This window comes from Kitasatospora sp. NPDC002965, assembly GCF_040611255.1.
Taxonomy (GTDB): Bacteria; Actinomycetota; Actinomycetes; order Streptomycetales; family Streptomycetaceae; genus Kitasatospora.
On the sequence record NZ_JBEXNT010000103.1, the window covers coordinates 24122 to 34604 of the forward strand.

At 75.1% G+C, this 10483-nt stretch carries 11 protein-coding genes; 1 reads left to right on the forward strand and 10 read right to left on the reverse strand.

Annotated features, from left to right (window positions below; all coding sequences use genetic code 11):
* Nucleotides 1–2 precede the first annotated feature (2 nt).
* The 5 genes from ABZY91_RS30650 to ABZY91_RS30670 all read right to left on the reverse strand — a co-directional run bounded on the left by ABZY91_RS30650 (nt 3) and on the right by ABZY91_RS30670 (nt 4964).
* Nucleotides 3–908 carry an ABC transporter substrate-binding protein gene (locus tag ABZY91_RS30650; RefSeq protein WP_355406060.1) on the reverse strand — a complete coding sequence of 302 codons (906 nt, stop codon included), beginning with the start codon at nt 906–908 and terminating at the stop codon, nt 3–5.
* 108 nt (nt 909–1016) lie between these two features.
* Nucleotides 1017–1790: an ABC transporter ATP-binding protein gene (locus tag ABZY91_RS30655; protein ID WP_329950503.1), complete on the reverse strand. Its 774-nt coding sequence runs from the start codon at nt 1788–1790 to the stop codon at nt 1017–1019.
* Nucleotides 1787–2593 (reverse strand): ABC transporter permease, encoded by an 807-nt coding sequence (locus ABZY91_RS30660; protein ID WP_329880655.1) that lies wholly within the window; start codon nt 2591–2593, stop codon nt 1787–1789. The genes ABZY91_RS30655 and ABZY91_RS30660 overlap by 4 nt, the downstream gene beginning before the upstream one ends.
* Before the next feature lie 158 nt (nt 2594–2751).
* Nucleotides 2752–3771, reverse strand: a complete 1020-nt coding sequence (locus ABZY91_RS30665; RefSeq protein ID WP_355406061.1) for an ABC transporter substrate-binding protein — start codon at nt 3769–3771, stop codon at nt 2752–2754.
* A 143-nt stretch (nt 3772–3914) separates the two neighbouring features.
* Complete coding sequence (locus ABZY91_RS30670; RefSeq protein WP_329950502.1) at nt 3915–4964, reverse strand: ABC transporter substrate-binding protein; 1050 nt, start codon at nt 4962–4964, stop codon at nt 3915–3917.
* A 386-nt stretch (nt 4965–5350) separates the two neighbouring features.
* On the opposite strand from ABZY91_RS30670, the gene ABZY91_RS30675 reads away from it, so the two are divergent.
* Nucleotides 5351–6133, forward strand: a complete 783-nt coding sequence (locus ABZY91_RS30675; RefSeq protein WP_355406062.1) for an IclR family transcriptional regulator — start codon at nt 5351–5353, stop codon at nt 6131–6133.
* A 197-nt stretch (nt 6134–6330) separates the two neighbouring features.
* Here the strand turns inward: ABZY91_RS30675 and ABZY91_RS30680 are convergent, their stop codons facing one another.
* The 5 genes from ABZY91_RS30680 to ABZY91_RS30700 form a co-directional block, all read right to left on the reverse strand.
* Complete coding sequence (locus ABZY91_RS30680; protein ID WP_355406063.1) at nt 6331–7140, reverse strand: winged helix-turn-helix domain-containing protein; 810 nt, start codon at nt 7138–7140, stop codon at nt 6331–6333.
* An 82-nt stretch (nt 7141–7222) separates the two neighbouring features.
* Complete coding sequence (locus ABZY91_RS30685; protein WP_355406064.1) at nt 7223–7354, reverse strand: hypothetical protein; 132 nt, start codon at nt 7352–7354, stop codon at nt 7223–7225.
* A 654-nt stretch (nt 7355–8008) separates the two neighbouring features.
* Entirely contained in the window at nt 8009–8560 is a 552-nt protein-coding gene (locus ABZY91_RS30690; protein ID WP_329950528.1) for an ATP/GTP-binding protein, read from the reverse strand.
* Nucleotides 8561–8666: 106 nt separating this feature from the next.
* A complete protein-coding gene (locus ABZY91_RS30695; protein WP_355406065.1) occupies nt 8667–9248 on the reverse strand; it encodes a DUF742 domain-containing protein in 582 nt (193 codons plus the stop codon).
* Complete coding sequence (locus tag ABZY91_RS30700; RefSeq protein WP_329880538.1) at nt 9245–9664, reverse strand: roadblock/LC7 domain-containing protein; 420 nt, start codon at nt 9662–9664, stop codon at nt 9245–9247. Before ABZY91_RS30700 ends, ABZY91_RS30695 begins: the two co-directional genes overlap by 4 nt.
* Between the last annotated feature and the right edge of the window lie 819 nt (nt 9665–10483).

Sequence of the window (10483 nt, forward strand, 5' to 3'; positions counted from 1 at the left end):
GGTCAGACCGCCTTGGCGAGCGCGGCGGCCACCGGGGCCTCCAGAGCGGGAAGGTGCGCGTCGGCGACGGTCACCGCACGGTCGATGAAGCCGACGCCGTGGAAGATGTCGGCCGCCTCCTGCTGCTCGGTGACGAATCCGGCGGTGGCGGGCTCAAGCCGCCACGGCAGCACGGCCAGCGCCGCCTCCCAGTCCTCGGCGCTCCCGCCCAGGTCCTCGGCGGCGATCGCGGCCGCCTCCGGCAGGTGGGCGGCCACCCAGGCGTCCGCACGGCTCAGGGCGGCACCGATCGCGGCGACCACCTCGGGGCGGTCGGTGGCGAAGTCCCGGCGGGTGAAGAAGACCGAACGGTCGGTGATGACGTCGCCGGTGCGGATCAGCTCGCGGAACCCCCCGGTGCGGCGGGCGGCGGCCAGCTCGGCGCCCTGGGCGATCCAGCCGGCGATCTCGCCGTCGCGCAGCCGGCGCGCCTGGTCCTCGCCCGCGGCCGGGCGGACCGCGGTGATGTCGGTCGCGTAGGAGAGGCCCTCGGCGTGCAGGGCCTTCGCCAGCAGGTGGGTCTGCCAGGAACCGATGCCGAGGACGACGGTGCCGCCCCGGAGGTCAGCGACGGTGTGCACCGGCCCGTCGGCGCGCACCAGGAGTGCGCCGTGGTCCGGGCGGGGCGCCGAGACCGCCGCGTACACCAGGTCGTGGCCGGCGGCCTGGGCGGTGACCGGCGGGGTGGAGCCGGTGCCGCCGAAGTCGATGGTGCCGTCGGCCAGCAGGGCGCCGGTGCGGGTGCCGTCGGCGTAGTGGTGGAACGCGCCGGTCTCACCGAGCGGGGCCAACTCCTGCTCCAGGTAGTCCAGTCGGGACAGGTAGTAGAGGGAGGGGTTGCTGGCGTGGACGCCGAGGGTGATGGCCATGGGGATCAGCTCCTGTGGTGCGGGCGGTGCGGGCGGGTGGTCCGGGCGGGCGGTGCGGTGCGAGCGGTGCGGGCGGTGCGGTGCGGGGCGGGCGTGACGGGTGGGTGCTCAGTGCACGCCCAGGTCGGCCAGCAGGCCCCGCCGCAGCTCGGCAAAGGCCGGATCGGCCGGGTCGCGCGGGTGCTCGACGGCGACCCGCTCGTCGCGGACGAGCTTGCCGTCGCGGAGCACGGCGACCCGGTCGGCCAGCCGGACGGCCTCGTCGACGTCGTGGGTGACCAGCAGGACCGCAGGGCGGTGACGGCGGACCAGGTCGCCCACCAGGTCCTGCATGCGCAGCCGGGTGAGGGCGTCCAGGGCGGCGAACGGCTCGTCCAGCAGGAGGAGCTGGGGCTCGCGGACCAGGGCGCGGGCGAGCGCGACCCGCTGCGCCTCACCCCCGGAGAGGGTGGCCGGCCAGGCGTCGGCGTGCCGTTCCAGGCCGACCTCGGCGAGCGCCTTCAGGCCGGTCTCCCGGGTGGCGGCCCCCCGTGGCAGGCCGACGGTGACATTGGCGAGCACCCGCTGCGAGGGCACCAGGCGGGGTTCCTGGAAGACCACCGTCCGGACCTGCGGGACGAGCACCGTTCCGGCGTCGGACCGGTCCAGAGCACCGAGGATGCGGAGCAGGGTGGTCTTGCCGGTGCCGCTCGCGCCGAGCAGGGCGACGAACTCGCCGCGGGCGATGTCGAGATCGACCCCGTCGAGGACGGCCCGGGTGCCGAACACCCGGCGCAGGCCCCGGAGGTGGACGGCCGGGGTCTCGGCGGGTGCGGGCCCGTCGGCCGGGGCGCTCCCCGGGGTCGGGGCGGTGCGGGTGGTGGGGACGGTCGGGGTGCTCATCGGCCGGCTCCTTGGGTGGCCTTGCGCCAGGGCATCAGGTATCGCTCCAGGAGGCGGACGACGCCGTCGGCGGTGAGCCCCAGCAGTCCGTAGATCAGGATGCACACGGCGAGGACGTCGGTGCGGGAGTAGTTCTGCGCCTGGGCCATCAGGTAGCCGATGCCCTCCGTCGAGTTGATCTCCTCGGCGGCGATCAGCGCGATCACGCTGAGGGTCATGGAGAGCCTCAGCCCGGAGAGGAGCGAGGGCAGCGCGCCGGGCAGGACGACGGTGCGGACGATCGCCCAGCGGCCGAGGCCGAAGCTGCGCATCGCCTCGATCAGCTTGCGGTCGCTGTTGCGGACCCCGCCGGAGGTCGACACGTACATCGGGAAGCTGGTGGCGACACCGATCAGCGCCACCTTGGCGGTCTCGGTGATGCCGAACCACACCATGAACAGGGGCACCAGGGCGAGGAAGGGGACGGTGCGCAGGACCTGCACCGCCGAGTCGAGCAGTTCCTCGCCGAGCCGGAAGAAGCCGGTGACCACACCCAGCACCAGGCCGACGGTGGCTCCGAAGAGCAGGCCGAGACCGGCCCTGGTGAGCGAGACGGTGAGCGCGTCGGTGAGTTGGCCGTTGCCCCAGAGCTCGCCGACCGCCTCGGCCACCTGGGCGGGTGAGGCGAGCACGTCCTGGGTGAGGGCGCCGGTGGCGGAGGCCAGGGCCCAGCCGCCGAGCAGGGCGACGGGGCCGAGGGTGCGCAGGACCAGGGCGAGGGCGCGGGGGCGCGGGGTCTGGAGGCGGGTGCGCGGCTCGACCAGGCCGGCCGCGCGGGCCGCGGCCGTGCCGGCTTCGGTGTCGTGGCCGGTGCCGGTGCCCTGGCCGGTGCCGGGCCCGCCCTCGGGCCGGCCGTCGACGGCGCCGGCCGGGCCGGAGGCGTTCTTGGCCGTGGCACCGGTCGGCGCCTGGGTGGTGGCGGTCACTTGGCGCCGTCCGCGAGCTTGCTGATGTCGATCAGGTAGGGCTTGACGTCGACCTGCTCCTTGGTGACCTTCTGGTCGGCGAAGAACTTCGCGACGGTCCCGAAGCGGGTGATGTCGGCGTCGCCGATGACGTCGGCGGTGGCTCCCTGCCTGCCGACGTTGACCGCGACCTCCTTCTCCGCGGGGGTGACGGCGGTCGGACCGGAGTCCGTGAAGACGTTGAGGTAGGCGGCCGGGTCGGCCTTCTCCTTGAGACCGTTGTCGTGCAGGTAGGTGTAGAAGGCCTTGACCACCTCGGGGTGCTTGTCGGAGAAGCCGTTGCGGACGGCCCAGACCGCGTAGTTGTCGGAGCCGACCTCCTTGCCGTTGACCAGGAAGTGCGAGCCGGAGTTGGCGATCGACGGGGTGGAGAAGGTGTTCCAGGTGGCCCAGGCGTCGACCTGGCCGGAGTTGAAGACGCCCGAGGTCTGGTCGGCCCGGAGGTAGACCCGCTCGACCTTGTCGGTCGGGACGCCGTTCTTCTCCAGCGCCTTCAGGAGGAGGTACTCGCTGGTGCCGCCCTGGCTGACCGCGACCTTCTTCCCGACCAGGTCCTGCACGGTCTTCACCGGGGAGTCGTTCTTCACCAGGATGCCCTCGCCGACCCCGTCCGGTGCGGTCTGCGCGAACAGCTTGAAGCCGGGCTTCTGGGCCAGTGCGGCGACGGCGGAGGTGATCGAGCCCTGGGCGACGTCGAGCTGGTCGGCGGAGAGCGCCTGGGCCGCGGGGGCGAACGGGCCGGCGCTCCCGGTCCAGGCGACCTTGGCGTGGACGGCGGCGAGCGCCTTGTCCAGCGAGCCGTCCTTCTTCCCCAGGGCGAGGAAGCCGTTGTTGCCCGGGTCGGGTACGCGGAGGACCACCTCGGCCTTGCCGCCGTCGGTGGAGGCCTTGGCCCCGTCGGCGGACGAGCCGCAGGCGGCCAGGGCGGTGGTGGCGAGCAGTGCGGTGGCGGCGAGCGCGAGGCGGGAGGGGTTCACGGGGTCGACTCCTGAGGAGAGCGGGGCTGACGAACGTTCGAAGGCCGTCGGCGGGCGGCCGGGGGAAGGCCGGGGGCGGGACAGCGGGGGGAGCGGTGGGGACTGCGGGGCCGGGGTTGACGGACGGCCGGTGGCGGCGGCCGTCAGCCGTCCGCGCCGCGGCGGGCGGCGAGCAGGGCGCGGGCGGCACGGAGCGGTTCGGGATCGGCCCAGGCGCGGACGTCGACCGGGGCCTCCAGGAAGCCGTGCCGGTGGAGGAACCGTTCCTGCTGCTCCAGCAGACCCAGCCGCTCCTCGGAGAGGTCGAGGTGCAGGGTGCGGTGACTGCCCGGCGCGTACGCGCCGGCCACGCCCTCCTCCCCCGCGCCGGTCTCGGCCTGGAGGATGCGGCCCACCTCGGCGGGGTGCTCGGCGGCCCAGTCGGCGGCCTCCAGCAGCACCGAGAGGAAGCGTGCGACCAGGTCCGGGTGCTTGTCGAGGAGGTCCTGGTGGACGGTGATCGGGCGCGGCGTGCCGTTGTTGACCCGGGCTCGACGGTCCGGCGCCACGTCCAGGTCGACGGCGACCTCCGCGCCGATGCGCCGGGCCGCCTCCACGGCCAGCGCGCCCTTCACGTACACCGCGTCCACGACGCCGTCCCGCAGGGCGGCCAGCTCCGCGGCCCACTGCCCGCCGTCCGGGGCGGCCGGGACGTCCACCCACTCGGCATCGTCCGCAGTGAGTCCGGCGAGCGACAGCGCACCGTGCAGGCCGGAGAGGGCCATCGCCCGCCAGAAATCGATCCCGATCCCATGACGTGGGACGGCCAGGCGTCGGCCGCGCAGCTGCTCCGGGCCTGCGATGCCGCTCCCGGCCCGGACCAGGACGACCTGCCGCTCCTCGATCCAGGTGAGCCCGACCAGCCTGGTCCGCTCGCCGCGCGAACGGGCCCAGAGCGCCGGCACGTTGCCGCCCTCGCGGAACAGACCGGTGAGGGCGTGGGTGTAGTGGTGGTCGGCGGCGACCTCCGGCGGCACGTCCTGGAGCGAGCGGACGGCGATGCCGTCGGCGGCGAACTCCCGGGCGAACCGGCCCTGGTCGGCGGCGATGCCGGTGGCGGTGGGGACGGGGCAGCGGGTGAACCACAGGGTCGGCGGGGCGTCGGCGGCGGACGCCGGCGCGGTGGCGGCGGTCCTGCTGGTGGGGCTGGGCACGGTGGCGGGTTCCTCTGCGACGGGGTGCACGCGGGTGCGGCGGTGCGCGGCACGGGGCGCGCACCGGCCTTGCGGCGGCGGGGCGTAGGCGGTGGGCGCGGACGACGCGTCAGCGACAACAGGCGCAGGAGGCGGGGCACCGGTGGGTCGTCACGGCGCTGCTCCTTCCTGCGGTCCGGCGCGGTGGACGGGGCTCGTCCGGTGCGCTGCGCCGAGCGTTCCACGACGAGGGAGCCAGAGGCAAGCCTTTGCCACATCGTGGGATCACTTGTTCATGAACGGCATCCCATTGCAACGCTGTTGACACAATCCCGCAGCACGGGCTGCCCTAGTCTGGGAGCGACTCCGGTGAACCGGCCGGAGCGCCGGACAGAACGTGAGGTGCCATGGCCGAGGCCGCCACCGCCGTCCAGAGCCCACCGGCCGGCGCCCAGGCCGTGCAGCGGGCCCTCGGCCTGCTGCACTGCTTCCACGACAACGGCCCCGACCTGAGCGCCTCCGACCTGGCCCGCCGGACGGGCCTGTCGGTCTCGACCGCGCACCGGCTGGCCCGCACTCTGGTCAGCGCCGGGTTCCTGGAGCAGGACGAGCAGTCGGCCCGCTACCGGCTCGGTCCGGCCGTCGCCGAACTCGGCCAGCTCTCCTTCCACCAGCGCGGCCTGCACCTGGCAGCGCCCGAGCTGGAGTTGCTCTCCCGGCGCACCGGCGCCACCGCCGACCTGGCGATCCGCAGCGGCCCGCACGCGGTGATCCTGGTCGGCGCGTCCGTCCGCCCGGAGAGCGGGCTCGGACTGCGCCGCCCGCTGCACTCGACGGCCCTGGGCAAGGTCCTGCTGACCTGGCCGCGCCCGGGCGAGGCCGGGGTGTCGGCGCTCGGCCCGCTGCCGCCGTTCACCGACCGGACCATCACCGAACCGGAGCGGCTGGACGAGGAGTTGGCGAAGGTCCGGTCGGCCGGGTACGCGCTCAACGACGGCGAGTCGGCGGCCGGAGTGCGCACGGCGGCCGTACCGGTGCTGGACGGCACCGGTCACGCCCGGTTCGCGCTGGCCGTCCGCTCGACGCCGGCCCACCTCACCGACGACCGGCTCGACTGGTTCCTCGGACACGCGCGCTCCTGTGCCGACGCGCTCGCCGTGCTCCTGCTCCCACCGGACCAGCGGGCCTGACCGGCCGCGGCCACGCACGTACGGGCCGGGCGTTCAGAGGAACGCCCGGCCCGTACGGCCGTGCTCGACGACTCTCGGTGGTTCTCGACGGCCGCCGACGGCTGCCGACGGCCGGCCCGCACCGCACGCGCCGCGGAACCCGGCGCCCGGCACGGAGCGGGTGAAGCACGGCGGATCCGGCACATCTCAGGGGCGGTTCACGCCACCGGGGTGTACTTGTAGCCGACCCGACGGACCGTCACGATGCTGTCCCGGTAGGCCACGCCGAGCTTGCGGCGGAGCCGGGCGACGTGGACGTCCACCGTCCGGCCGTCACCGACGTGGCCGTAGCCCCACACGGCGGAGACCAGGTGGTCGCGGGTGTGCACGCGCTGCGGGTGCTCGGTCAGGTGCGCCAGCAGCTCGAACTCCAGGTAGGTGAGGTCGAGCAGCCGGCCGTCGACGTAGGCGTTGCGCCGCTCCACGTCCACGGCGATGCCGCGGCCGGCGGGCCGGACCGGACGGACGGCAGTGGACGCGGCACCGGCCGGTGCGACGCCGGCGACCGGGGAGGCGGTCGGCGCCGCGGGAGCGGGGACGCCCGCGCCGGGGACCGTACCCGGGACGGCGCCGGCGGCCGACGCGTTCTCGGCCGGGACCAGCACCAGGTACCCGACCATCGGGTGACCGGCGGCGGCGCCGAACTGGGCACCGTACTGGGCCAGCAGAGCCTGCGGCAGCGTGCCGTGCGGCAGCGCCGCGACGACCGCCGCGCCTTCCGGCAGCGCCGCCAGCAGCGCCTGGGGCGGCACCGGGACCTGACCGAGCTGCGGGACGTCCGACCCGTACGACGGGTGCGGGACCGACGGCGGAACCGCGGCCGCGGAGGGGGCGGACTGGGCGCCCGCCGCACGCGGCGGCACCGGACCGCCGTGCCATCGTTCGCCGTTCGAGGGAACGGAGCGGACCGCGCGCAGGTGCGGGGTCGCGGCGGGGAGGGGAAGGGTGGCCGTGGAGGAAGAAGACATGATGCCGCTCATTTCGCGCGTGACGGACGGGGTGGAGTCGTCTGCGCGTCGACCGGGCGTGCTGCCGAGAACTGACCCGAGGTCAGCGGAGGGAGAGCCGGGACGCGCTGGGCGACCCCGGACACGTCTGGTCGAACAGGTGCGGCTGCCGGGACGGCCAGAACGGCTGGAGGTCGAGGCGACGACCTCTGCTGCTGTCCGCGACGTGGTACATGCGCCCATTCAACCATGTGAACGGACCGTTGCACCGCTCCGTCCGGGCAGCCCCGACCGCACGGGCGGTCATGGCGGCAGCTGCCGGAGGAAGGGCGGGACGGGATCGGTTCACTGGTGCTCTCCGCGAAGCGGGCAGGGTTGACGGCGGCCCACAGGACGGCTGTCCGGTGCTGCCGGGTCGACGAATTGATGGACCGTCAGATTCCGCGGAGGGGCCTGCGGTGCGGACCCTGGCGGGACGCGCGGACCGGGAGGTTCCTCGGAAGGACGACGACGGGTACGGCGACGGCTGGCAGGGTCACCGACAGCAGGCGCTGCAGATGAGCGCGTGGTCGATGTAGCGCCGAACGGTCAACGCCGGAGTGACCGGGGCCGGGGCGGGCGCGGCTGCTGCGCATCGCTGCTCGAAGCTCACGACACTGCCCTCCCCCTCTGGATCACGGTGCGTCCGCACGGCTCGTGCGGCACTGCGCCGCACGCGTTGCGTTCGCCGGTCGAGGCGTCCCGGCAAGGGGCCGGACGGCCTTCGTCGACAGAGCCTTCCATGCCCGGGCGGTCAAGGCAACCTACCCGGCCAAGATCGTCCGACATGTGGACATGAGAATGAGACACGGCCGTCACCGAGGCGTCACAAGTCCCCCGCCGGACCGCCTCAGTGCCCGGCGGGCCCGGCGGACCGGCGGCGGACGGCGGCGTGCTCGACCAGCGCGACCAGGATCTCCTTGCCGTCCTCGCGGAGGCGGGCGTCACAGAGCACGACCGGGATGTCCGGGTCCAGGTCGAGGGCGTCCCGGACCTCCTCGGGGGCGAACACCTCACTGCCCTCGAAGCAGTTCACCGCGACCAGGAAGGGGATGCCGCGCTGCTCGAAGAAGTCCACCGACGGGAAGCAGTCCGCCAGCCGGCGGGTGTCGGCGAGCACGACCGCGCCCAGCGCACCACGGGCCAGTTCGTCCCAGACGAACCAGAACCGGTCCTGGCCGGGCGTGCCGAACAGGTAGAGCGCGAGTCCGGGCTTGAGGTCGATCCGGCCGAAATCCATCGCCACCGTGGTGGTGCGCTTGGTCTCCACCCCGGCGGTGTCGTCCACCGGGCGGCCCAGTTCGCTCAGCTCCTCCTCGGTGCGCAGCGGACGGATCTCGCTGACCGAGCCGACGAGGGTGGTCTTGCCCGCGCCGAAACCGCCCGCGACCAGGATCTTCACCGCGACCGCCGGGCCGCCCCGCCACCGCGGGTCGCCGGACTGCGCCGCGGGGGCGGCCCGGCCGGGGGCGGAGCCGGGGACCGGGGCGGCGGCGGTCACGGGGAGGTCAGAGCGCACGGAGTCCATTGATCACGTCTCGCAACAGGCGCTCGTCCGGCAGCTCGGCGAGCGGAACGGGTCGGGTGACGCTGATCAGCTCGGCGTCGTAGAGGTCGCCGAGCAGGACGCGCACCACGCTGACCGGCAGGTCGGTGTAGGAGCCCAGTTCGGCCACGGAGAGCGGGCCCCGGCGGCACCAGGCCAGGATGGTCCGGTGCTCCGGGTCGAGCACGTGCGCGGGCACGGCCCCCGCGGCCGGAGCGGGATCGGCCGCGGTGACCAGCGAGATCAGGTCGAACAGGCCGTCCTCGACCGGCCTGGTCCGGCCGCGGGTCATCGAGTACAGCCGCACCACCGGGCCGGCGTCGTCGTCGAACCAGCGGTCGTCGACCGGGGTGCGGGGCCGGAACAGGTCGAGATCGGACGGATCCGCACCCGGGCCGTCGTCGACCGCGCCGTCGTCGGCCGGACCGCCGTCGGCCCGGCCGCCCGGGCGTGGGTCGCCGGAATCCTGTTCGTCCACGATCCGCTCGCCCGCGGCCCGACCGTCCGGCGCGGGCCTCGACTCCTCCGCCACAGGGCCGCTCATCTCACCGGCGGGGCCACGTCGGCGCGCGGCTCGGCGGCCAGGTGCTCACCGACCCGCTTGACCAGCAGGGCCATCTCGTAGGCGATCTGGCCGATGTCCGCCTCGGCCTCGCTCAGCACGGCCAGGCAGCTGCCGTCGCCGGCCGCGGTGATGAAGAGGAACGCCTCGTCGAGCTCGACCATGGTCTGGCGGACCCCGCCGACCTTGAAGTGCCCACCGGCGCCCTTCGCCAGGCTGTGGAAGCCCGCGGCGACGGCGGCCAGGTGCTCGGCGTCCTCCCGTTCGAGGCCCCGGGAGGCACCGGTGGCCAGCCCGTCGCTGGAAAGGATCACCGCGTGCCGCAGGGCCGCGACACGTCCTACCAGGTCGTCCAGAAGCCAGTTGAGGTCTCCGGACGACTGCGTCGACAAGGTCATGAATCTGTTCCTTCCGCTGGTGCGGGTGGTGCGGGTGGTGCGGATCGAGCCGGTCGTACGGGTCGTACGGGTCGTACGGGTGAAGCCGGTCCTGCGGATCGTACGGGCGCTGCGGGTGGTGCGGTGCGTGCGGGCGGTCCCTCGGTCAACGGACCGGCGGGTGCGCCCGGTTCCGCGAGCGGGAGCGCGGCCGGGGCGATCCTGGCCGGCGGCCGGACGGGCGCGCGGCGCGCCAGGGGCGCGGTTTCGCCCGCGGCGGGACCGGGCAACGCCGGGGGCGCCGGTGCCGGAGCGATCGCCCGGCGGTCCGGGTTCTGCGGCAGCCAGGCGGCCACGGGCGGGGGCGCCGTCGCGGGCCCGGCGTCCGCCGCCGGGCGCCCCGCCCCCGACGGGCTGCCGGCGGTCCGGCCCCGGGTGAACCCGCGTTGGAAGGAGGCGAAGGTGGCCCGGGCCTCCTCGGGCGAGCGCTCGCGCGCAGGGTCGGCCTCGACGCCGTCGGATCCCGCGCCCTGCCGGGCCGCAGCCCGGTCCCGCAACTGCGGGGCGAGGCTGGCCTGCCGGATGCGGCGCGGGAGGGCGCCCGGGCCGGCGGCCCCGGCGGCCGTGACGCTCCGTCCGGGCGCGGCGTCCTGCGGGACCGTGCCCGCGGCCGGCGCCCCGTCCGACGCCGCCCCGGCGGCGGGCACACCGTCCGGCGACAGGACCCCGGGGGCGGAGCCGTCCTCCCGGCGGTGCCGTCCGGTCCCCTGCCCGGCGGGCTCGCCGGCGGGCGTCGGCACCAGGACCGGCCCGCCGCCGCGGGAGCGGCGCGGCAGACCG

What these genes read in the sequence shown, in the direction of transcription:
- ABZY91_RS30685 (WP_355406064.1), bottom strand. Translation starts at nt 7,354, where the DNA reads ATGTACCACGTCGCGGACAGCAGCAGAGGTCGTCGCCTCGACCTCCAG.
- ABZY91_RS30695 (WP_355406065.1), bottom strand. Translation starts at nt 9,248, where the DNA reads ATGAGCGGCCCTGTGGCGGAGGAGTCGAGGCCCGCGCCGGACGGTCGG.
- ABZY91_RS30650 (WP_355406060.1), bottom strand. Translation starts at nt 908, where the DNA reads ATGGCCATCACCCTCGGCGTCCACGCCAGCAACCCCTCCCTCTACTAC.
- ABZY91_RS30675 (WP_355406062.1), top strand. Translation starts at nt 5,351, where the DNA reads ATGGCCGAGGCCGCCACCGCCGTCCAGAGCCCACCGGCCGGCGCCCAG.
- ABZY91_RS30655 (WP_329950503.1), bottom strand. Translation starts at nt 1,790, where the DNA reads ATGAGCACCCCGACCGTCCCCACCACCCGCACCGCCCCGACCCCGGGG.
- ABZY91_RS30680 (WP_355406063.1), bottom strand. Translation starts at nt 7,140, where the DNA reads ATGTCTTCTTCCTCCACGGCCACCCTTCCCCTCCCCGCCGCGACCCCG.
- ABZY91_RS30700 (WP_329880538.1), bottom strand. Translation starts at nt 9,664, where the DNA reads ATGACCTTGTCGACGCAGTCGTCCGGAGACCTCAACTGGCTTCTGGAC.